The following is a 22,606-nucleotide window of genomic DNA, read 5'->3' on the forward strand; positions in this document are numbered from 1 at the left end:
TTTTAGCAAGTTTCCACGCGACCGGGAATTCCAGTATCTTTGGATACTTCGCGAGAAACAAACGAATTCTGCTCCGGCGAATATTGCATAAAACTCATGAATTACCGTCGCCTCACCCCGTCGATGTCGCTGCTGCTGGTATTCGAGGCCGCCGCGCGGCATGAAAGCTACACGCGCGCGGCCGAGGAGCTGTCGCTGAGCCAGAGCGCGATCAGCCGGCAGGTCCAGACGCTCGAGGATCAACTCGGCGTGCCGCTGTTCCGGCGCGAGGGCCGCTCGGTCAAGCTGACCGAAGTCGGGCGCCGCTACTTCACCGAGCTGAGCGGTGCGCTGGGGCGCATCCGCGGCGCGACGCTGCAGGCGATGTCCCACCAGGCGGGCGCCGGTACGCTGCGGCTCGCGACGCTGCCCACATTCGGCTCGAAATGGCTGCTGCCGCACCTGCACGATTTCTACGCCGCGCATCCGGGCGTGACCGTGCACCTCCATTCGCGGATCGGCGCCATCGATTTCCTCAACGACGACCTCGACGCGGCCATCACCGTCGGCGCAGGCGACTGGCCGGGCCTGCACGCGCACCGGCTGTACAACGAGTTCCTGATCGCGATCGCGCCGCCGGACACGGGCAGCGCGAGCCGCCGCAAGGCCGACGCACGCACGCCGGCGTGGGCCGCGAAGCAGACGCTGCTCGGCGTGACGAGCAACCAGCAGGCGTGGGCGGAATGGTTTTCGCACTATCGGCTCGACCATCGGCAGATGCGCGTCGGCCCGAGCTTCGAGCTCACGTCGCACCTGATCCAGGCGGTGCGGGCCGGGATGGGGATCGGGCTCGTGCCGAAAGTGCTGGTGGAAGACGAGCTGAGCCGCCACGAGCTCGTGTCGATCGGCGACGCGATCACCAGCCAGCGCAGCTACTACCTCGTCTACCCGCCGGGGAACGAGACGCTGCCGTCACTCGTCGCGTTCCGCGAATGGCTGCTGAAGTCGTGCTGAAATGCGGCCGGCGTCGGGCCGCTCAGGTGCGCCATTCGCCGAGAATCTGCTCGGCCAGGTAGTCGCACGGCGGGCGCGCGGACTGTGCGCTGCGCGCGAGCACGACCTCCATTTCACCGAGCGGCGGCAGCCCGTGGCTTTCCGACAGCTGCACGAGATGATCGGGAATGCAGCAGCGCGCCAGCGGCGCGACCGCGAGCCCGGCCTCCACCATGCTGAGCAGGCCGAGGTGGCTCGGGCTCTCGTACGACATCCGGTACGGGATCTTCCGCCGGTTCAGCGCCTTGACCGCGTGATCGCGCGCCATGCTGCCGCCGTGCGTGAAAAAAGCCACCGGCAGCGGCCGCTCTTCCCACACATTGCGCTTCGGCGACCCGACCCAGACGAGCGGCTCGAGCCGGATCAGCTCGCCGGTCACCCCCTTGATCCGCGTGAGGCACGCGAGGTCGACCGTGTTGTCCTTCAGCATCGGCACGAGCGCGCTGCTCGGCTGGCCGATCACGCGTATTTCCACGCGCGGATGCATCGCGGCGAACTTGCCGAGAACCTGCGGCAGCAGCGACGAAATGTAATCGTCGGGCACGCCGATCGTCACGCGGCCGCGGACCTCCGGGCGCACGACCGACGCCCAGGCCTCGTCGCGCATCGCCAGCATCCGGCGGCCGTATTCGGCGAGCATCGTGCCGTCGTCGGTCGGCGTCACGTTGCGCGTGTCGCGGATGAAGAGCGGCTTGCCGAGCGCGTCTTCCAGCGCCTTGATCTGCATGCTCACCGCCGACGGCGACCGGTGCACGGCCTGCGCGCCCTGCGCGAACGATCCGGATTCCGCCACGGCCACCACCATCGCGAGCACATCGAGGTCGAGCTTTTTCATCATCTTCAGAAAAACTGATTAATCGATTCAGTTTATCCCGTTTTACTGTTCTCCTCCACGATCGGACAATGCATCCCGTCAGCCCTTACTCGTTGCAGGAATCATCAGACATGCATACGTCCGGATCGCTCTACGGATTTCTCGTCATCGGCGGCATGCTCGCGGTCACGCCCGGGCCGAACATGGTCTACGTGATGTCGCGCTCGATCGCGCAGGGACGCACCGCGGGGCTCATCTCGCTCGGCGGCGTGATGATCGGCTACCTGTTCTACATGTTCGGTGCGGCGTTCGGGATCACGACGCTGTTCATGAGCGTGCCCTACGCGGGCAGTGTTCTGGCCGTGGTCGGTGCGGCGTACCTGTTGTATCTCGCGTGGCAGGCCGTCAGGCCCGGCGGCCGCTCGCCGTTCGAGGTGCGTGCATTGCCGAGCGAGCGCCCGCTTCGTTTGCTGGCGATGGGCGCGACGACCAGCGTGCTGAACCCGAAGCTCGCGATGCTGTTCATTTCGCTACTGCCGCAGTTCATCGACTACCGGAACGGCAGCGTGCTCGGGCAATCGCTGTTCCTCGGTTCGTTGCTGATCACCGCGTTCGCTTGCGCGAACGGGCTGGTGGCGATCTGTTCGAGCCGCATCGCGACGTTCCTGCACGGGCGCCCGACCCTGCTGCTCGCGCAGCGCTGGGCGATGGGGCTCATTCTCGGCGGGCTCGGCGTGCAGATGGTGGTCGATGCTTCGAGGATGGCGGGCATGGCGTGACGGCCGCGAGCGAACCGCTGAACTGAAACGGAAGCGGCCGGTGGGCAACATTGCCCACCGGCCGTCATGCAGGAAACCCTTCGTCGGCGCAACCCGGTCACTTCGTCAGCAGCTCCGCCTCCAGCTCGCGCAACCGTTCCGGAAACCGGACGCGCAGCACCAGGAACCACCCGAGCCCGATCGCCAGCAATGCGACGAACACATAAGGCAGCCACGCATAGACGCCCGCCGGCACCGGATACACGCTGCCGGCCAGCGGAATCGCGAGCAGCACGACCGCCACGACGCTGATCACCACATGCCGCGCACGCAGCCGGCGCTGCCGGCGCAGATAAAGCGGCGCGCCGATCGCCACCAGCACGTACGCAAGCAGCCAGCCGTACGTCGCGATCGAACTGAGATAGCCATACGAATCGAGCAGCGCGGTGCCGCGTGCGGTGAACACCAGCGCGGTCACCAGCGCCAGCACCGCGATCAGCGCCACCGCGACGTGCGGCGTCGCATTCCGCTCGTGCGCGTGGCCCGTCGATGCATGCAGCACGCCCTGCCGCCCGAACGTATAGACGATCCGCGCCGCCGCATTGATCGACGAGAAGAATGCCGCGAAGAAGCTCAACGCCACGCCCAAGTCGATCAGCACACCGACCCAGCCGGCCCCGAGCCGATGCGCGAGCACCGCGAGCGGGCCGTCGACCTGATCGAGCGGCGGCGTCTGCCCGTGGAACGCACTCACCATCCCGTATGCGCCGATCACGAACAGGATCGCCGGCCCGACGACGCTGATCAGCACCGCGCGCGGAATCGCGCGGAACGGGTCGCGCGCTTCTGCGCCGAGCACGGTCGCGCTCTCGAACCCCGTGAAGCTGAAGAACGCGAGCACCATCCCGAGCTGCAACTGCGTCGGCTTCACGCCTTCCAGCGTCAGTTGCGCGCGATCGACCGGATGCCCGCCGAACGCGATCGTCCCGACCACGACGACGGCGATCAGCAGCAGCGTCGCGAGTTCGACGAACAGCGTGAAGCGCGTGGACAGCCGGATGTCGCGAAACGCGATGTACCACGCGGCGAACGCGGTGACGACCGTGAGCCCGAGCACCGCGCCGAGCGGCGTCGCACTGCCGAGCAGTCCCGTCTCGCGGCCCAGCACCAGAAACGTGTTGATCGTCCCCTGCAGGATGCCCGCGGCAGCCACCGCATAGGCGATCAGCAGCGACCAGCCGCAGATCGCGCCCCAGACCGGCCCGATGCCGGCCGACACGTACGCGTATAGCGCCCCCGGCGACGCCGAATCGCGCGCGAACACCGAGATGCTCCACGACGCGAACAGCAGCGCAACGATCGCGAACAGGTAGGCCAGCCACGTGCCGTTGCCGGCCGTCGCGAAGACGGCGGGGATCAGCACGCCGATCCCGCCCGACACGCCGACGAGGCCGATCGACTGCGCGATCAGCTCGGGCAGGCTCAGATAGTTGCGCCGCAGGCCGCCTGCCGGCGGCACGGTATTGTGCGCAGGCAATGCCTGTGCGGTGCTTGCTGGATGACTCATCGATTTACCTCGTCAGGAATGAAGCAAGGCCGCCTACGCGGCGGTGCTGGCTGCCAATGCGGCCACCGGGTTTCCTCGCCCATGTTTCGTCGCGGGAAATACGCCGGCACGACCCGGCTAATTCCAGGAATGGCGCGCGGGCTTCACGCCGTTGAGGTAGTAGTTGCCGATCGCGTGATACTTCCAGCGCACCGGATCGTGCAGCGTATGCACGCGCGCGTTGCGCCAGTGGCGGTCGAAGTTGTATTTCGCGAGCGTCGACTTGCTGCCGCCGAGTTCGAACAGCTTGCTCGCCGCGAGCAGCGACACCTCGGTCGTCGCGATCTTCGCCTCGCCGACCGCGATCGCGGCCTGCGCGACCGTTTCCTCGCTCGGCTCGCGTTTCGCCGCGTCGACGAAGCGCCCCGAGCGAGCGAGCAGCGCTTCGGCCGCGTGCACGCGGTACGCGATGTCGCCGATCTGCGCGACCGTCAGCGGATCCTCGCTCGCGCGTTCGACGCCGCTGTCGATCCACGGGCGCGCATGCTGCTGCACGAACGCGATCGTGTCCTGCAGCGCGGCGCGCGCAATGCCGAGGTCGATCGCGGCGGTCGTGATCTGCGCAAACGGGCCCGCGAAGGTCGGGCGGTCGTACGAACGCTGCGTGTGGAAGATCTCGAACGGGCTCACGCGCACGTTCTCGACGATCACCGTGCCGCTCGCGGTCGTGCGCTGCCCGAAGCCGCTCCAGTCGTCCACGACGGTCAGCCCGGGCGCACCCTGCTTCACGAACGCGAGCACGGCCTGCTCCGACTCGTCGAGCGCGAGCACCGGAATCCAGTGCGCGAACAGCGTGCCGGTCGAATAGAACTTGCGGCCGTTCAGCACGAACGCGTCGCCGTCGCGGCGCACACGCGTCTGGATATCGAGCACGTTCTTGCCGCCCGCTTCCGAGAACGCGTTCCCATAGCGCGTGCCCTTCAGCACGAGATCGAAGAAGAAGCGCTTCTGTGCATCGCTGCCTTCGAGGCGGATGTCCTCGATCAGGCAATAGTGGTTCTGCGGGATCTGGCCGAGCGACGGGTCGGCCTGCGAAACGATCGCGATCACTTCCGCGAGCGTCACGTTCGACACCTCCGCGCCACCGTATTCGCGCGGCACGGTGATGCCCCACAGGCCGCTCGACGAGAACAGCTCGATCTCGTCGAACGGCAGCTTGCGCTCACGGTCGCGCAACGCGGCGTGCTCGGCCAGTCGTGCCGCGACCCGGTGCGCGACGTCGAGTGCCTCGGCATCCGAGCCGATGACGGGAACGGGAGCGTGTGGGGTGCCCGCTTGCGGTTGCACGTTTTCTTCGATGAATTCCGTAGACATGTAGATTCCGGTAAAGCGCATGAACCGGCCGGCGGTGCCGCGAAGCGTCCGCCAGCCTCCTGTTTCGATATCCGAAACGTTGAACCTGGATGACCCGCAAGAGCGGTCGATGTCACCCGTTCGATCGGCCCGCGCGCGGCATGCGTGAACGCGCGCCGCGCACCGGCCTCCGCATTACGCGGCAACCGCCTGCTGCTGCGCCTCGAGTTCGCGCACGAGCGGCAGCACGCGTTGGCCGAAGTACTCGACTTCCTCGATGAAATGCAGGAACCCCGCGAGCACCAGATCGACGCCGATCGCCTTCAGCGCGACGATGCGTTCGGCGATCTGCCGCGGCGTGCCGATCAGGTTCGTGCGGAAGCCGTCGTTGTACTGCACGAGATCCTCGAACGTCGACTTCGCCCAGTTGCCCTCGCCTTCGGGCGATGCCTTGCCGGCCTGCTTCACCGCATCGCCGAACGCGTGCACGGCCTCGACGTGCGCGTGCCGGATGATGTCGTCGAGCACGGCCTTCGCCTCTTCCTCGGTATCGCGCGCGATCACGAACGCGTTGACGCCGATCCGCACGCGATGATTGTTCGCGGCCGCCTTCGCGCGGATATCGTCGATCTGCGTCTTCAGGTTCTCCGGCGTATTGCCGTTCGTGAAGTACCAGTCCGACACGCTCGCCGCGTTGTCGCGCGCCGCCCGCGAGCTGCCGCCCTGGAAAATCTCCGGGTGCGGCTTCTGCACCGGCTTCGGGCTCAGCGTGTAGTCGTTGAAGCGGTAGAAGTCGCCCTTGAACGTGAAGTTGTCCTGCGTCCAGATGCCCTTCAGCGCCTGGATGAATTCCTTCGAGCGCCGATAGCGTTCGTCGTGCTCGAGCCACGGCTCGCCGATCGCGGTGAATTCGCCCTTGAACCAGCCGCTCACGACGTTGATCGCGATGCGCCCGTTCGAGATGTGGTCGATCGTCGCGAGCTGCTTCGCGACCACGGCCGGATGCCACGGCCCCGGCAGGATCGCGGCGAGCACCTTGAGCTTCGTCGTCGCATGCAGCAGCGCCTGGCTGAACGACACCGACTCGTGCTGGTATTCGGCGCCGTAGCCGGCCGTGAAGCGGATCTGGCTCAGCGCGTAGTCGAAGCCGGCCGCCTCGGCCGTGCGCGCGAGCTGCTGGTTGTATTCGAGGCTCCAGTCGGTGCGCTGCTCGATCGTGCTGACGACGAGGCCGCCGCTGACGTTCGGCACCCAGTAGGCGAACTTGACGCCGTCGGCGGAAGGGTCGGGATGGCTCATGAGTGTGTCCTGGTCGGAAGGGAAAACGCAGGCGGCCTACGCGGCCGCAACGGAAAGCGCATGCGGGCGCAATTGCGGCACCGCGCGATCGACGGCGAGCGCGATACGCGCGCGCAGCGCCGGGTTCGTGATCTGGTACTGGTCGAAATCGCTTTCGGACGCATACACGCCGATCGGCAGCGTGCGGGCCTGGAAGAAGCTGAACAGCGGACGGAGCTGATGGTCGATCACGAGCGCATGACGCTCGCTGCCGCCGGTGGCCGCGAGCAGCACGGGCACGTCGATCAGCGCTTCGTGATGCACGAGGTCGAACAGGTGCTTGAAGAGGCCCGTGTACGACGCGCGATACACGGGGCTCGCGACGACGAGCGCATCGGCCGTCTCGATCGCGCGGATCTGCGCGTCGAGGTCGGCCGGCACCTGCGCGCGCGTCAGCGCGCCGGCCAGCCGGCCACCGATCTCGCCGAGTTCGATCAGCCGTGTTTCGATCGGCAGCGCGGCGCCGAGCGCCGCGACGATCGCGTCGGTCAGCGCCAGCGTGCGCGACGGCCGTTGCAGGCCGCCCGATATCGCGACCACGTTGATTGCATTGCTCATCGGTTGCATTCCCATTGTCGAGTCGGGTGCCGACGCACCCGTCACGTCATGGGTCAGCAAGGAGCGTGCCATTTCGATGATCGAGCGGGAAGACGATCGTCTGCATGACGAAATGCATCGCGATCGACCGCCAGTCGCGGCGCCGCCGTTGTTCGCGCACGTCGATAAGCGTGCCAGCCATGGCGTCACAACCATATTCCGCAGCGCGATGAACTCGGAGAAACAACGTTGCTGATGTACTGCTGCGTGATCAGCAGCGCGGTGTGCGGCAGGCAGGTTTTTCCGCTTCGACACGGATTCCGGCAGGCGCACGGCATCCATCAGCAGGCATGGGCGCCCGCTTTCCGCGCTCACACGCCGACGCGACGCCTCGCGCCCTTGCAGCAGCGCCGGCATGGCTGCTGCATCGTCGCTATGCGTGCCGCCGATCGCCGTGCCGCGCGACCTTGCCGTGCGCGACTGCGTCCAGCGCAGCAATCCCGCATTGGTTATCAGAAATCGATGTTTCCCGCGTTGCGCGAAACGTTGAACACTCTGCTGATCACGCAGCACCCGGCCAGCAACGCCCGCCGCGGCCTGACCGCTTTCGTGCGGCAACCCGACACATTCATCGCCATGACACCCATTTTCGTATCGCCCCGCGCGGAAGGCCTGCGCGTCGTCGCGCCGCCCCGCGACGAACCGACGCCCCCTGACGCGCTGCAAATCGCCGAGCGCCTGGCAGCCGGCTTTGCACGCACCGCGGCCGAGCGCGACCTCCAGGGCGGCACGCCAAAGGCCGAGCGCGATCAGTTGCGCGACAGCGGCCTGCTCGCGCTGAGCATCCCGTCCGCCTATGGCGGCCTTGGCGCGAGCTGGCGCACGACGCTCGACGTCGTCCGCGTGCTCGCGGCCGCCGACAGTTCGCTCGCGCACGTGTTCGGCTTCCACCACTTGATGCTCGCGACCGTGCGGCTGTTCGGCGCACCCGCGCAGTGGGAATCGTGGTTCGAGCGCACCGCGCGCCAGCAGTGGTTCTGGGGCAATGCGCTGAATCCGCTCGACGCGCGCACGGTCAGCCGCTCGCGCGGCGCGTGGCATGAATTCAGCGGCCAGAAGAGCTTTTGCTCGGGAGCGCTCGATTCACAGATGCTGATCGCGTCCGCGCACGATGCGCAGACGCGCGCATTCCTGATCGCGGCCGTGCCGACGCAGCGCAGCGGCATCTCGATCGCCGACGACTGGAACAACATCGGCCAGCGCCAGACCGACAGCGGCACGGTCACGTTCGAGAAGGTGCGCGTCGAGGATCACGAACTGCTGACGGACCCCGGCCCGCTGTCGACGCCGTTCGCGTGCCTGCGCCCGCTCGTCGCGCAGCTCGTGCTGACGAACGTGTATCTCGGCATCGCCGAAGCCGCGTTCAACGACGCGCGGCACTACACGCTGCACGAGGCGCGGCCGTGGCCCGGCGCGCAGGTCGCGAGCACCGGCGACGATCCGTACATCCTCGGCCAGTACGGCGAATTCTGGGTCGGGCTCGAAGCCGCGCGCGTACTCGCCGACCGCGCGGCGGACCGGCTCGACGCCGCATGGTCGCGCGATGCGGCGCTCACCCAGGCGGAGCGCGGCCAGGTCGCGCTCGCCACGGCCGCCGCGAAGGTGTCGGCCGCGCGCACCGGGCTCGATCTCTGTACGCGGATGTTCGACGTCGCCGGCGCCCGCGCGACGCACGGCGCGCTGCGGCTCGACCGGCACTGGCGCAACCTGCGCACCCACACGCTCCACGACCCGCTCGCGTACAAGATTCGCGAGATCGGCGAATGGGCGCTCAAGCGAACCTATCCGACGCCGGGCTTCTACTCGTGAACCACACCCCTACCGATGCGTGGCCCGACGCCGCGCCCGTCCTCACGCTGCCCGACCGCCCCGCGCTCGCGACATCCATTCGTGCCCGCGCGCAGGTGTTCGTCGATCCGCGCTCGGTCGCGCTGCTCGACCGGATTCGCCTGGTCGCGCCGAGCGATGCGAACGTGCTGATCGTCGGCGAGACCGGCACCGGCAAGGAACTGATCGCGCGCCACGTGCATGGCATCAGCCGCCGCTGCAGCGGGCCGTTCATCGCGGTGAACTGCGGCGCATTCTCCGAGACGCTCGTCGAGAGCGAACTGTTCGGTCACGAGAAAGGCGCGTTTACCGGCGCGTTCAGCGCGAAGCCCGGCTGGTTCGAGGCCGCGAACGGCGGCACGCTGTTTCTCGACGAGATAGGCGACCTGCCGCTGTCGATGCAGGTCAAGCTGCTGCGCGTGCTGCAGGAGCGCGAGGTCGTGCGGCTCGGTTCGCGCACCGGCGTGCCGATCGACGTGCGCGTGGTCGCCGCGACCAATGTGGATCTGCAGCAGGCCGTCGCGAACGGGCAGTTTCGCGGCGATCTGTTTTACCGGCTCAACGTCGTGCAGCTCGCGGTGCCGACACTGCGCGAACGCCCGGGCGACATCCTGCCGCTCGCGCGTCACTTCTTCGACGACTACCGCAGCCGCCTCGGCTACGGGCCGCGCAGCATCGACCCGCGCGCCGAGCGCCGGCTCGAGGCACACAGCTGGCCGGGCAACATCCGCGAACTCGAGAACGTGATCCATCACGCGTTGCTCGTGAGTCGCCACGATTCGCTGCAGGAGGCCGATCTGCATATCGCGTCGCCGGGTGTGCCGACGGCCACCTCGAGTACGTCGGCGCCGGAACGCGCCCCGGCCGCCGGCGCGCAGGCCGCACTCGAACGCGCGCTGCGCGACCTGTTCGACGAGGATCACGGCAACCTGTTCGAGCGCATCGAGGACACCGTGATGCGCGTCGCGTTCGAATTCAGCCACCGCAACCAGATCCAGGCCGCACGGCTGCTCGGCATCAGCCGCAACGTGCTGCGGGCGCGGCTGATTCGCGCGAAGGAAATTGCGGCGGTGAAGTAGCCACGTATGGGGGCGCACCGCTGCCCGGCTCCGGCGCGATCGCGCAGCGCTCCGAAACCCGGTAGTCGAAAGACCCGTGCTTCCTTGGGCCTGACTTTGTGTCAGGTGGAACCGCTGGTCGCGCGGTATTGGGCCGCTAATCCCAGCGGCCTGGCTCTGCAGCATCGTTGTCATGGGAGCACTCGTCAACCGTCGCTCATCAAGCGCGACTGGTAGCGCGCGCGCACTCGATGAAGCTGCGAACGAGCGGAATGCGGTGCTTGTCGCTCCACACCAAACTGAAATCGAGTCGCGCATGCTTGTCAGACAATGGAATGCCCACTATGTCCGGTGGTAGCGAGGCAAGAACCGATTCGGAGAACAAGGTTATGCCTCGACCGAGCGAAACGAGCCTGAGAAGGACTGGCATATCGTCGGCCTCTTCAACAACATCAGGTAAGACACCCGCACGCAGACACGCGCTTTCTACGACCGAGCGGAACGTTCGCCATCGGTTCATGGTGCCGAAGATGAAGGGCATACCACGCAAGTCCTTTAACGCTATCGTTGTCCGTTTGGCGATGGGTTCGTATTTCGACGCCAACACCACGAGCCGCTCACGAGACACCGGAATGTGCGGAAGTCCGCCGCCGCACGCTGCAGTGAGTGCGAAGCCCGCATCGATGGCGCCCTCCGAGATCGCACTGATCTGATCGACAGAGGACATGAGGAAGAGACTCACTTCAGCGCCTGGCAATTCATTCTTGAACTGCAGAACGATCTTCGGCACAACTCCATATGCAGTGAGCGCAGAATAGGCTACAGATAACGTTCCAGCCTCTCCCTTCGCCGTCATCTGCGCGGCCCTCACCGCATGCTGGAGCAAGTTGACCGCCTCCTGTGCGTTGACAGCAAACAACGCCCCAGCTTCCGTTAGCTCCACACGCCTTGTCGTACGAACCAGCAACGCGAAGCCGAGATCATCCTCCAGCGCCTTAACGTATCGACTGACCGCAGGTTGTGCGATATGGAGCTGAGCAGCTGCCTTGCGAAAGCTCAAATGATGCGCGACGGCAAGAAACGCGCGCAGGCGCTGATGGTCAACGAGGCGGTCCATATATACAAATTTGGCATCAATAGAAGCCGAATTGATATTGGACGGAATATTACTGGCGGTAAAAGATTTGTTCAAGGCATTCCGCCCGATGCCTGTGACGACCACTGCCAGATCCGCTGCGGCAGTCGCGATCGATGAACCCTTTACCATCAGACAAATATGTATCAAGACTCAATCGATGACATCCAGACCGTGATTTCCGTCGGACAATTGGCCGGCACACACGATATCGAGCAGAACCTCGCCAGCATTGAGCGTCTCGCGCGCACTGCTGCAAGCCATGGATCCAGGCTAATCGTGTTACCGGAGGCAGTGATGTATGCCTATACCGAATCAGGCGAGAAAATTGCCCAAATTGCCCGCCAGTGGGGGCACAAATTCGAATCGGCTCTAAAAAGCATTGCTGATCGGCATGGAATTTCGCTCTTGGCGGGTGCCTACCTCCCAACGCAGACGGGACGCTCGAGCAACACGCTGATCCTTGCACGTCCAGGCGCGGAACCGCCGCTCCACTACAACAAATTACATCTTTACGACGCATTCGACTTTAAGGAATCCGAAAAGCATGACGTAACCGCGCTCAAATCGGACTTCAGTGAACTCGTTACCTTCGACCTCGATGGATTTACTGTCGGCATTCTGAACTGCTATGACCTTCGCTTCCCGGAAATGGCCCGTCTGCTAGTGGAAAAAGGCGCCGAAGTTCTGGTTGTTTCTTCAGGTTGGGTAGCTGGGCCGCTGAAAGAACTCCAATGGGAAACGCTCCTGAGAGCCCGGGCAATCGAGAATACATGCTTCGTAGCGGGAAGCTGTCAGCCGGCCCCGCTCTCAACGGGCCTTTCCATGATTATCGATCCCATGGGGGCGGTAACCAGTGGTGCTCACGAAGGCGAAGCGCTCGCGACGAGCACTCTTTCCAAGAAGCGACTGAAGCTGGTCCGAGACAAGCTTCCGTGTCTCGAGCAGCGACGTTATTCGCTCCTCCGGACTCACACCCAATAAGCAGACTCGACATAGCCAAGGAGCGTCGCCTTAGTATGAACAACACAGCAACGGCCGTTACGCCGGTCGCACGCACTGCGGAGTTTCGTAAAGTTATGGCATCTGCCGCGATTGGCCAATTCGTGGAATGGTACGACTTCGTGGTGTACGCCTATTCGGCAGGAATCATCGCAAAACTTTTTTTCCCCAACTCTGATCCGGTCGCAGCATTGCTTTCGACCTTTGCTGTGTATGCCGTTGGTTTCTTGGTGAGAATCGTCGGCGGCTTCGTTCTTGGCCGTCTCGGTGACCATTCAGGCAGACGGGGCGTGCTCGCCTTCGTCGTCCTGATGATGGGGGCATCTACCGTCTGCATAGGGCTTCTGCCGACCTATTCAGAGATCGGTATCGCCGCGCCCGCGCTTCTGGTTGTTTGCAGACTCGTTCAAGGCCTTTCAGCTGCAGGCGAATCCACGGGATCCAACTCTTTCGTTGCCGAGCACGCACCACCGGCGCGACGCGGCCTCTTTGTTGCGTTTACGTACTCATTCGCCAATATCGCCCCGATATTTGCGGCACTCACCGTCCTCGCCATAGCCAGTGGCCTTGGTGCCGATAGATATGCTGCGTGGGGATGGCGAATTCCCTTTCTGCTGGGGGCACCGCTTGCTTTGGTGGGACTCTACATTCGGTCGCATCTGAGCGAGTCCCCTGCGTTTGAAGCCGCGAAACAAAGTGCCCCCACTACAGTTCAGCCATTTTGGGTCACGATCAAAGAGCATAGGTCCGGGCTCGGATTTGTATTTACGCTTTCTGTCGCCTCCAGCCTCGGGTTCTATTCCCTGGCAGGATATTTCGTCTCCTATCTCACCAACTCCGTTGGACTCGCCAAAAGCGACGCGCTGATCTCCAACAGTGTGTCACTGTTTGTCGCGTTCATAAGCATGAACGTCGGAGCCCATCTGTCCGACCGACTGGGACGAAAACCGATTCTGTTGACGGGGCTTCTCATGTCGTCACTCGCGATCATTCCAGGTTATATGCTCGCCATGCAGGGAACGCTCGCCGGTGCGATTCTGGGCCAGACGTTAATTGCTGCGACGAGCGGAATCTGGTGGGGCCCGCTCCCGGTGACCATGCTCGAACTTTTCCCTACACGAGTCCGTTTCAGTTGTTCCGCAATCGGCGTCAATGTTGCTTACGCGGTCTTCGGTGGCACGGCCCCGTACTTGGGGACGTGGCTTGTCCAGAAGACCGGCAATCTTCTCTCACCTGCCGTATATGCGGCCTCGATCACGGTAATCAGCCTGATAGTTATCTCATTTTTGCCGGAGACCTATCGACGATCCCTTACGCAAGAAATAGATCGAAAGTAAATCAATCATCTCATCCGTATCGAATCAGACCGTAGCGCCCATCACCTTAAAGCGCATCAGATGATTCGATCTACCGGAATAAACCTGCATACAATAAAGTAAGGATACCAAATGAAACGGACAATTATCACCACGGCACTACTTTGTGCACCCTCGCTTGCTTTTCCTCAAAGCTCTGTAACGCTGTACGGTTTGTTGGAAGACGGTGTTACCTACGTGAACAACAGTGGCGGCAAGGGAAGCGTGACCAGTCTTGTTTCTTCTATCGCCCAAGGAAATAAATGGGGATTACTTGGCACCGAAGATCTCGGCGGCGGCTGGAAAACTGTTTTCAAGCTTGAGAACGGATTCAATCCGAACAACGGAAAGCTCGGAAACGGTGGCCTTGAGTTCGGGAGAAGTGCATTCATTGGTGTCGCAAATGATCGATTTGGCACCTTCACGCTCGGCCGCCAATACGACGCCATCCCCGACTTCTATGCGCCAACGACCATGAATGGAAACTGGGGCGCGTACTTCTCCCATGCCAACGATATTGACAATTCAGACAGCACTTACCGCATCAGCAGCACCGTAAAATATGTCAGTCCGAATATGAACGGTCTGCAGGTCGAAGGACTGGTCGCGCTTGGAGGCGTGCCTGGCTCCGTTTCCGCAAAAAGCACAGTCTCTGCCGGCGTAAGATTCTCAAACGGTCCAATCTACGTGGCCGCCGCATACACATCTTCGAAGACGCCGGCATCTCAATTTCCTGACGGCAACTGGGTTGCGAATCAACAGCGCCCCACGGCCAACGGTGCATTCGGATATGTCGGCCAGCCGGCGAACATGCAGGTTGCTGGCATTGGCGGCACTTATCAGTTCGGAAAAGCAAAAGTCGGCTTGTCTTATGATAATGTCCGGTTTGCTGATGCAAATGGAACGAATCGACCGGTTTTATTCAATAATTATGAAATCTGGTCACAATATTACTGGACACCATTTCTCGCGTTTGCCGCGGGTTACACTTTCACCTCAGTCACGTCAGACAGCGGCAACAGTGATCATCCAAGATACAACCAGTTCAACTTGATCGCGGATTACTTCATTTCAAAGCGAACGGACATTCAAATCTTGACGGTTTTCCAGAAGACATCGGGGGGCGCATTGGCGGATATCTACAATGGTTTTCCTGCAACTCAATCAAGCACCGATCGGCAACTTCTGGCGCGCGTGGCGATTCGACATAAATTTTGACGTACCACCAAAATGCGATGCGTGGTGCGTATTCGTCTCCGCGGCATGCTCAAAGCCATTGGTGGCGAGCTTCCCGCGGCACATCTATCACATGCGAAAGGCTGGTCGAACGGTGTACGACAGTGAATTCATTGATCTCCGGCGCGATTGACATCTGGTCGGCCGCCGAAGCATCTTGACAGACAAGTCCACGAGGTCGGCAAGGTGCTTTAACGAATTGCGCGCGCCGTCGATTTGCGTCGACGTGACGAGGACTGTTGCGCCATGCTCGATAGTCTCGCGAAGCATCCCTCACTGCTCTGAAGCACTGACGCGCTCGCACGGCTATGAGTGACATGATTACTGGCAACACATCTCTGCCACAATTGGCGAATCCGACAGACTATCGTCCGGCGCGGCGGTGCCCAGCGGTAAACTCGGCAGAGGAGTTGACGATCAAAGGTGCCAGATATAGTGCGTGTGAGTCTTCAGCGAGATCACATACCGTCAACTCCTTCATGATGTACGTGCTCGCTGATCGAAAGCCGTGCATCGCGAAGCTATCGCCGCGCCTACAGCGACTGCAACCTAGTTCATGTTAGAACCAATGGCGCAAACCAATAGCGACTTCTGTTTGGTTTCTTGCCCCTGGAAGCTGAACGTTAGCCGCTCCGCTCGTATGATTGTAGTCAACTTGACCGTACACACTGGTCGTCTTAGAGAAAGCGTACTCCGCTTCCGAAACGAGGGCCCATCGCACGCCGTCATTGCCTGCGATTTTTTGCGCGTCATGAATATTGTCGTAATAGTACGCCTGACGAAGTAATACGGCTGGGCTCAACTGATACGACACACCAGCAAAAAATCCCTGATCACGACGTTTGACGTCCGCTGTGCCAGATGGTGCGCCGATAATATTCAGCTGTGTATCGGCAATACCAGTACCATCACGATTATTTTGATAGCCGGCATACAGTGTTGCCGGCCCGATCGCATACGTTAGACCCAAGCCAAAGATGCGCTGGAGTCCACCATAGTTGGCGGCCTTGGTTTGTTGATACACGGCACCGGCTGTCACACTCCCTCCGGCATACATGATTGCACCACCGAACTGGGAATTTTGGGCGACGCTTCCCGGCACTCCGCCAACGCCGTAAGAAAGCCCTATCCGTACGGGTCCAAGCTCCTTCTCGTAGTACATGGCGCTCGGTCTTTTCCCGCTATCAGTGCCAAACCACCAAGCCGTGTTGTAGAAGTTGCCCACTGTGAGCGGATCGTAGTTGCTCATGGTGTTGTAGAAGATCGTGTTGATGTTTCCCGCGATTAACGATCCGAAGTGACCTTTGAGACCGACATACGCATATCGGTCGAAAATGACATTTTTGGATGCCATAGAACCATCCTGCGGATTGAAGCCGCTTTCCAGTCGAAATATCGCACTCATCCCACCGCCGAGGTCTTCGTTCCCGAGCAACCCAAACCGACTGTGATTGATCGCGCCATTACTCATTTCGACCACATCCCCTCCCTTCGGAGTGGTGTGATTTCTCCATACAAGGCTGGCGTCCACGACGCCGTAAAGCGTGACGGACGACTGCGCGCTGGCCAACGAACTTGCCATAAGGGATGCAATGGCAAAAGCAATGTTTCTCATCCGGATTTTCATCACAAATCTCCAACCTGTTTATCGAATTTATGTTTATTTATTAGGATAGCGAACTTATATAAACGAATTATTCTGATATCGTCGTACTTTCCCGCCTCAATGACGCAAAAAATAGACCAAGGAACTGAAAAAGTTCCGATTCAATTTGGTGAAAGAGACGCCGCTGTTGGCGTGCAGGCGCTATGTATTTGTTACAGCCTGCCCGCGTCGACGATTTTCTTGAGAAATTCTCTGGTTCTCGCCTCTACGGGATCACCGAACAACTGCGAAGGCGGCCCTTTCTCAAGCACGCGACCTTGTTCAAGGAAAACAACCAGATCAGACACTTCCCGAGCGAACTGCATCTCGTGTGTCGCGAGAATCATGGTCATACCATCCGCTGCCAGGTCGCGGACGATGTTAAGCACTTCGGACACAAGTTCGGGGTCGAGCGCAGAAGTGATTTCATCCAGAAGCATGGCCTCGGGTCGCATCGCAATAGTACGGATAATCGCGACCCGTTGTTGCTGACCACCCGAGAGCTGATCCGGATAATATTCGGCGCGATGCGACAAATTCACCCGGTCTAACAGTTCGCGAGCACGCTCCCGTGCCTCACCGATATTCTCTCCCAGCAATTTAACCGGCCCCAAAGCCACATTGTCCAGCACGGTCATATGGGGGAAGAGATTGTAGGACTGAAATACCATACCGACCCGCTTGCGCAATCGATTGACGTCGACGCCCGGGCCAGATACGACGTCGCCGCCGATTAGAACCTTGCCAGTGTCGATGGTCTCCAATGCATTGATGCAACGAAGAAGGGTCGACTTCCCGCAACCTGATGCGCCGATTAGCGTAACAACCTGATGCTTCTCGATATTAAGGTCGATTCCACGAAGCACTTCGTGTTCGCCGTATCGCTTTTTTAGGTCGACAAGTTCGATGAATGACATTATTTACCCTTCTGGCGACGAGTTGAGCTTCGCGCAAGCATCCAGTCGACGAAGCGAGTTTGAGGTATCGTGACCATTACAAACAATGCAGCCACCACAGTGACCGACGACAGATTGAAGTTGCTCGACGCATAAAATTTCGCTTGATTGAATGCATCGACGGTTCCAATGATGTTGACCAGAGAGGTGTCCTTCTGCAGTGCGATGAACCCACCAAGCAGCGGCGGAATGACACGACGCACCGCTTGAGGAAGGATCACGTACCTCAGCGTTTGGCCGTATGAGAACCCGAGTGAGCGCGTTGAAGACCACTGCGAAGGATGGATTGACTCAATGCCAGCCCTGTATGTCTCCGCAGCATATGCGCTAAATGTCATCGTCAAGGCAAAGATCGCATACCACTCCGGCGATAAGTCGCTTAGAAGCGGGATTTTCGCCAATGGAAGACCAAAGCCAACCAGGTAGAGGACAATGATGGCCGGAACCGCCCGCATAATGTCGATATATGCAATCGCCAATGCCCTCACCGGTGCTCCGGCCCGACCTGGAATCATCCGCATGACAGCGAGGACAAGTCCGAATACGAGCACCAGCGCTTGCGAAACGAGGGCCATCCATATGTTGACACCGAACGCCCTCAACACATCGACGAAGCATTCCTTTATGACATCAATGCGTAGAAACGTTTTCTGAATGCTGCCATCATTGATCGTCAAGAACAAACCGAACATAAGAATGATCAAATATGTCAGGTTCAGGCCGAACGAAATAAGTGCATCCTGCTTCGCGCCGTCGGCACTTGCACGGGCTGCCAGAATATCGCTACGGCGCGCCTCGCGTTGAGCCTTGAGAGACAAGCGCAAGGCAGCGACGCTATACCAGAGCGACACAGCGGCAGCAACTACACCGACCGAGCTGATTGCAAGTCCAATAGCGTTGCCGGCCCCATTGTGTGTCGAGGTCACCATGAGGGCACCGCCGATGGTTGCGATCAGCAGTAACAGTGCCAACGACGCCGTGATAGCCGCGATTGAAAGCGGCAGACTCTTGGGCGCCGGACTCAACGTGTCTCTGTCGACAAACGCGTTCGATGTTTCACTCACAATGTTCATCAACGTACGCTCCAGAAGGATATCTGGGATGGGTCAACACCGAACTTCGGTTGAAGGTATGTAGCCGAGAGCTTTTTGAGCGTACCGTCAGATGCGAGTGAACCGACCGCCGTATCGACGGGTTGCGTGTTGACCGAACCACGCGGGGTAATCACGCCATAACCCTGATCTACTTTAAATTGCCCGGGTACATGTACTACCCCATTTGATGCCTTGGCTTGCGTGAGAGCGAGCGTGGTATCGGTCACGACCGCATCGATCTGTCCTGCCATCAGAGCGGTGAACATGTCTTCCTGGGCTTGGTAAACACTAACCTTCGTCTGCGGCTTGAGGACGTTTGCGACCCAATCCGAGCCGACATTGCCTTGAAGCACGCCGATACGCTTGTTCCTGATGTTGCCTTCGGTAACGTCGCCAGAGACCTTCGTTGCAACACCGAGATTGGAAGTGAAGTACGGCCGAGAAAAGTTGAATACTTTCTTTCTCGGTTCGGTAATTGTTGTCGACGCAATCGCTACGTCGTAGCCAGTCGCCATCCCGGAAAAGAACTGCGCGGGGCTGATGTTCTTGATCCTGATATGGTGAAGTCCGGCGCGCGACGCGATGTTGGCAGCAAGGCAGTACTCGAATCCTCCGTTGATGGTGTCCGGCGACATCCCGTTCCACCAACCGGGGTTAGGCAAGATGGTTGCCACCGTCAGCGTATCTTTCTCGACCGTTTGCAGCTTAATATTTTGCTGCGTACTTGTAATCTCGCAGGTTCCGAACGAGGACGAAGCCTGAGCCTGGCTACCTGCGATCGCGGGTGTGACGACAGTTGCAGTCGTTACAAGCATCCACGTGGCGGCCGCAGTCGAAAATTTGCGCTTCATATGCAATCCTTAGTAAATCAACCAGAAATTCACGAGCGAATTTTCGAATATTTCGAACACTCACGTTCCAGAGCGGAAAACAGCAGCTCCAATTGCGCCTGATCAGCACCAGGGTATTCCGGATGCCATTGAACGCCTACCCCCCACTGATCGCCCGCTATCTCGATCGCTTCAGTGATGCCATCCGGCGCGACGGCGGAAACGATAAGGCTTTCTCCGAGCTCATGAACGGCCTGGTGATGTGCGGAATGGACGGTGATCTGGCCAGTGCGGTAGATCAGCCCCAGCTTGCTATCAGGCAGAATCCGTACGCTGTGCGTGATGAATTGCGTGTTGTTTGCAGATACATTGTGAATGGACTGGGTGCCAACGTCCTGCAGAAGCGAGCCGCCGAGCGCAACGTTCAAAATTTGCATTCCCCGGCAAATGCCCAGGAATGGCATCGAACGTTTCATCGCGGCGCGAACGAGCTTGATTTCAAAATCGTCAGCTCGCGGGTTGATCCCATATGAGCACGGATGCAAGGTGTCGTCACCATAATTTCCGGGGTGAACGTCGCTGCCGCCGAGCACGACAAGTCCGTCATACTCGCTGATAAGATCAGCGGGATCTCTGGACGAATGAGCTGCGTCCACCATGCCTGCGTCGAGGCCTGCTCTGGCCAGTTTCGAAACGGTGTGGTTCGCCAAGGTCCGGAGCGCCAGGTTCAATTCCGGCGCAGCGAGCTCAGAGTCCATGACGCAGGATACCAAGACGCGAGCGGGCACTTTTTTAGCAACTTCTGACATAAGGAGTAGAATTGAGTATTGACAGTAAAACTATAACACCTAGAGATTATGGACAAAAAAACTTTCGCATCCACACTTACCCCTATCGCGGGGCAGAGTGCACCCGAAACAATCGTGCGCAAGGTAACCGAAAGCATCACGACCGGTGAGTTTCGGCCTGGCGACAAGTTGCCTCGGGAGGAAGAACTCGCCCGTACGTTCGGGGTGGCACCCATGACGCTTCGCACCGCACTCGCGTCCCTGCGCGAACTAGGGCTGGTCGTGACAACACGTGGGCGGTTCGGCGGTAGTTACATTGCAGAAAATGTCGGCCAGCGCTTGCGAGAAGTGGCGGGAGCAAACACATTCACACAGAGTGAACTCCGAAGTCTCACCGACTGGCGCCGCGCAATATCCGGAGAGGCCTGCTTCCTTGCAGCCGAACGGGGCAGCGAGAGAGACATCCGGAGGATTGAAGAGGCGGCCCGACGGTTTGACGCGGAGCCTACCGACGTACCGGCAAGACGTATGGCCGATGCACACCTCCATACCTTGATAGCGGAAGCCGCCAAGTCTCCGGACCTGTTGCGTGAGGAGGTAGAAATACAGGCGCAGATGAACCGTCTGATCATGCCGCTGCCCCTCATTACACCGGTGAAAGGAACGCTTTCCTTTGAACATCGGCGATTGGTGTCGGCCATTGCCGCGCGGGACGCCGACGGCGCAAGGCGAGAGATGATTGCGCACGTTGAATCAACGTTCGAATGGTGCACACCACTCTTGGGTTGTTGATATCGCCACGCTTGCAGATCGCGCCAGATCCGGTCGTGCGCTCGTCTGGCGAAATCCATGTGCGGCAGTTCGAATTATTCGAACCGCCCCGTGTTGGATGACGTCGCGCGTCGCGGCGACTCAGAAGGTATGCATCATGGCGACGCGGGACATGACTTGATGCGAGTTCGACGAAACGCCCGCTGAACCGACAATGAATGCGTTGTCGAGCACGGTGCCAGTCGCGCCCGACACCTTTTGATATACCGCTTGCGCATAGAGCACGGTTCGCTTGGACAGCGAGTAGGAGGCCATGACGCCACCTTCGTTCCAGTGAATGGACGACGCCCCCCCGCCGCTGTTCACCTTGGCGCGCGTATAGGTATACATGCCGCCGACGGAAAAGGCAGGCGATATATCGTACTTTACGTTCCCTTCGAAGTTGTCGAACCTGGTGCTTCCGGTGCTCGTTCCCAGGTCGCCAACCCATATCGAGCTTGCCGGCCGAGACACACTCGTATGCGTGTACACGAGCCCTAGCGTCGCAGGACCCATGCCGTAGTTTGCGCCAATGCCGTAGATCTTTTGGTTCCCCGCGACAAATCCTGCGTCGTCGGTGGTAAGGGCGCCGGTCTGAGATGCACCCGGAGACGAAAGGTCTGCATAAATTGCCCCGACGGTAAGCGTGTCATACGTGTATTTGATGCCTGCCGTCACTGCTCGATTCAGTGCAAAACCACCGGCCTGGTTGCTGAACCCGTACATCGCGGTGGCGGAGAAACCACCGTAAGTACCAGACGTGTACTTGATGGCGTTATCGATATGAAATGTCGCATCCGTATTGTCGTTGTCCAAAGGGTGTGAGAAAAGCGTCCCGGCCCAATTGCCATTGGCCGTCAGCGGACCCAGCACATCCGTAATGGAGTCGAACTGGCGACCCAGCGTCAGCGATCCCAAAGCGTCTGATTGCAGACCCACGTATGCGTTGTAGCCGAAGAGCCGCCCTCCGTACGACAGCCGACCGTTGTTGATATCGAAGCCGTTGTCGAGTTGAAAGATGCCATGCAGCCCGCCGCCAAGTTCTTCGCTGCCTTTCAGCCCGAACCGGCTGACGCCCAGGTCGGCGGTCGACATCTGATATGCCTTTGCTCCGCCAGCGTTGTTGGTGAAGTTCAGGCCTTCGTCGAGGACCCCATACAGGGTAACGCTACCTTGTGCGCTGGCGACAGTCGAAAAGATGAACGTGGCGGCGGCGACTGACAGAGACTTTTGCATGAAGAACCTATTATGAGAGTGAGGTAATTGAAGACAGACTTCCGTTCGGACCTGTTTCGTGACGGCCCTGGTCGTGGCAGCGCGCGATCACACAATTCGTTGTCCTATAAGAAACACGTTGCATCTCGAAGGAACGGGTTGTCCGCGAACCCCGGCTGCCAACCGCCGCCGTCTGTGTGACCTCTAAGAGCAGGAA

General features: G+C 60.5%; 21 protein-coding genes. 9 read left to right on the forward strand and 12 right to left on the reverse strand.

The features are described 5' to 3' along the window. Positions 1-96 precede the first annotated feature (96 nt). Positions 97-993 (forward strand): LysR substrate-binding domain-containing protein, encoded by an 897-nt coding sequence (locus CFB40_RS35200; protein WP_089430010.1) that lies wholly within the window; start codon positions 97-99, stop codon positions 991-993. Positions 994-1,015: 22 nt separating this feature from the next. On the opposite strand, the gene CFB40_RS35205 is transcribed toward CFB40_RS35200, so the two are convergent. Next, positions 1,016-1,867 carry a LysR substrate-binding domain-containing protein gene (locus CFB40_RS35205; protein ID WP_039364498.1) on the reverse strand — a complete coding sequence of 284 codons (852 nt, stop codon included), beginning with the start codon at positions 1,865-1,867 and terminating at the stop codon, positions 1,016-1,018. A 110-nt stretch (positions 1,868-1,977) separates the two neighbouring features. Between CFB40_RS35205 and CFB40_RS35210 the strand changes: the two genes are divergently transcribed. Continuing rightward, positions 1,978-2,625 carry a LysE family translocator gene (locus CFB40_RS35210; RefSeq protein WP_089430011.1) on the forward strand — a complete coding sequence of 216 codons (648 nt, stop codon included), beginning with the start codon at positions 1,978-1,980 and terminating at the stop codon, positions 2,623-2,625. Between the two features lie 97 nt (positions 2,626-2,722). On the opposite strand, the gene CFB40_RS35215 is transcribed toward CFB40_RS35210, so the two are convergent. From CFB40_RS35215 to msuE, 4 genes are all read right to left on the reverse strand, one after another. Next, the gene (locus tag CFB40_RS35215) at positions 2,723-4,171 is read right to left on the reverse strand and encodes an APC family permease (RefSeq protein ID WP_089433941.1); all 1,449 of its coding nucleotides are present in this window, start codon (positions 4,169-4,171) and stop codon (positions 2,723-2,725) included. Between the two features lie 117 nt (positions 4,172-4,288). Then, positions 4,289-5,524, reverse strand: coding sequence for an SfnB family sulfur acquisition oxidoreductase (locus tag CFB40_RS35220; protein WP_089430158.1), 1,236 nt, complete (start codon positions 5,522-5,524; stop codon positions 4,289-4,291). A gap of 174 nt (positions 5,525-5,698) precedes the next feature. Continuing rightward, positions 5,699-6,802, reverse strand: coding sequence for a dimethylsulfone monooxygenase SfnG (gene sfnG, locus CFB40_RS35225; protein WP_089430013.1), 1,104 nt, complete (start codon positions 6,800-6,802; stop codon positions 5,699-5,701). A gap of 36 nt (positions 6,803-6,838) precedes the next feature. Next, positions 6,839-7,399, reverse strand: coding sequence for an FMN reductase (msuE, locus tag CFB40_RS35230; RefSeq protein WP_069250299.1), 561 nt, complete (start codon positions 7,397-7,399; stop codon positions 6,839-6,841). On the opposite strand from msuE, the gene CFB40_RS38435 reads away from it, so the two are divergent. The 3 genes from CFB40_RS38435 to CFB40_RS35240 all read left to right on the forward strand — a co-directional run bounded on the left by CFB40_RS38435 (position 7,383) and on the right by CFB40_RS35240 (position 10,344). Further along, on the forward strand, positions 7,383-7,634 hold the full coding sequence (locus tag CFB40_RS38435; RefSeq protein WP_143329939.1) for a hypothetical protein: 252 nt from the start codon (positions 7,383-7,385) through the stop codon (positions 7,632-7,634). The genes msuE and CFB40_RS38435 overlap by 17 nt on opposite strands. 380 nt (positions 7,635-8,014) lie before the next feature. Beyond that, positions 8,015-9,247 (forward strand): acyl-CoA dehydrogenase family protein, encoded by a 1,233-nt coding sequence (locus CFB40_RS35235; protein WP_373452705.1) that lies wholly within the window; start codon positions 8,015-8,017, stop codon positions 9,245-9,247. Further along, entirely contained in the window at positions 9,244-10,344 is a 1,101-nt protein-coding gene (locus CFB40_RS35240) for a sigma-54 interaction domain-containing protein (RefSeq protein ID WP_089433942.1), read from the forward strand. The genes CFB40_RS35235 and CFB40_RS35240 overlap by 4 nt, the downstream gene beginning before the upstream one ends. 199 nt (positions 10,345-10,543) lie before the next feature. Here the strand turns inward: CFB40_RS35240 and CFB40_RS35245 are convergent, their stop codons facing one another. After that, positions 10,544-11,590: a LysR family transcriptional regulator gene (locus tag CFB40_RS35245; protein ID WP_089433943.1), complete on the reverse strand. Its 1,047-nt coding sequence runs from the start codon at positions 11,588-11,590 to the stop codon at positions 10,544-10,546. 9 nt (positions 11,591-11,599) lie between these two features. On the opposite strand from CFB40_RS35245, the gene CFB40_RS35250 reads away from it, so the two are divergent. The 3 genes from CFB40_RS35250 to CFB40_RS35260 all read left to right on the forward strand — a co-directional run bounded on the left by CFB40_RS35250 (position 11,600) and on the right by CFB40_RS35260 (position 15,033). Continuing rightward, positions 11,600-12,442 (forward strand): carbon-nitrogen hydrolase family protein, encoded by an 843-nt coding sequence (locus CFB40_RS35250; RefSeq protein ID WP_089433944.1) that lies wholly within the window; start codon positions 11,600-11,602, stop codon positions 12,440-12,442. 35 nt (positions 12,443-12,477) lie between these two features. After that, complete coding sequence (locus tag CFB40_RS35255) at positions 12,478-13,797, forward strand: MFS transporter (protein ID WP_089433945.1); 1,320 nt, start codon at positions 12,478-12,480, stop codon at positions 13,795-13,797. A gap of 111 nt (positions 13,798-13,908) precedes the next feature. Continuing rightward, the gene (locus CFB40_RS35260; RefSeq protein ID WP_089433946.1) at positions 13,909-15,033 is read left to right on the forward strand and encodes a porin; all 1,125 of its coding nucleotides are present in this window, start codon (positions 13,909-13,911) and stop codon (positions 15,031-15,033) included. Positions 15,034-15,610: 577 nt separating this feature from the next. Here CFB40_RS35260 and CFB40_RS35265 read toward each other — a convergent pair. The 5 genes from CFB40_RS35265 to CFB40_RS35285 form a co-directional block, all read right to left on the reverse strand. Beyond that, complete coding sequence (locus CFB40_RS35265) at positions 15,611-16,678, reverse strand: porin (RefSeq protein WP_089433947.1); 1,068 nt, start codon at positions 16,676-16,678, stop codon at positions 15,611-15,613. 191 nt (positions 16,679-16,869) lie between these two features. Further along, positions 16,870-17,613 (reverse strand): amino acid ABC transporter ATP-binding protein, encoded by a 744-nt coding sequence (locus tag CFB40_RS35270; protein ID WP_089433948.1) that lies wholly within the window; start codon positions 17,611-17,613, stop codon positions 16,870-16,872. Then, on the reverse strand, positions 17,613-18,725 hold the full coding sequence (locus CFB40_RS35275; RefSeq protein WP_089433949.1) for an amino acid ABC transporter permease: 1,113 nt from the start codon (positions 18,723-18,725) through the stop codon (positions 17,613-17,615). The genes CFB40_RS35270 and CFB40_RS35275 overlap by 1 nt, the downstream gene beginning before the upstream one ends. Further along, complete coding sequence (locus CFB40_RS35280) at positions 18,725-19,597, reverse strand: ABC transporter substrate-binding protein (RefSeq protein ID WP_089433950.1); 873 nt, start codon at positions 19,595-19,597, stop codon at positions 18,725-18,727. Before CFB40_RS35280 ends, CFB40_RS35275 begins: the two co-directional genes overlap by 1 nt. Positions 19,598-19,626: 29 nt before the next feature. Next, positions 19,627-20,334, reverse strand: coding sequence for a gamma-glutamyl-gamma-aminobutyrate hydrolase family protein (locus CFB40_RS35285; protein ID WP_179255338.1), 708 nt, complete (start codon positions 20,332-20,334; stop codon positions 19,627-19,629). A 165-nt stretch (positions 20,335-20,499) separates the two neighbouring features. Here CFB40_RS35285 and CFB40_RS35290 point away from each other — a divergent pair, with 165 nt between their 5' ends. After that, positions 20,500-21,156 (forward strand): FadR/GntR family transcriptional regulator, encoded by a 657-nt coding sequence (locus CFB40_RS35290; protein WP_177207552.1) that lies wholly within the window; start codon positions 20,500-20,502, stop codon positions 21,154-21,156. 120 nt (positions 21,157-21,276) lie between these two features. On the opposite strand, the gene CFB40_RS35295 is transcribed toward CFB40_RS35290, so the two are convergent. Beyond that, positions 21,277-22,410 carry a porin gene (locus CFB40_RS35295; protein WP_089433953.1) on the reverse strand — a complete coding sequence of 378 codons (1,134 nt, stop codon included), beginning with the start codon at positions 22,408-22,410 and terminating at the stop codon, positions 21,277-21,279. Between the last annotated feature and the right edge of the window lie 196 nt (positions 22,411-22,606).

This window comes from Burkholderia sp. AU31652, assembly GCF_002223155.1.
Lineage (GTDB): Bacteria > Pseudomonadota > Gammaproteobacteria > Burkholderiales > Burkholderiaceae > Burkholderia.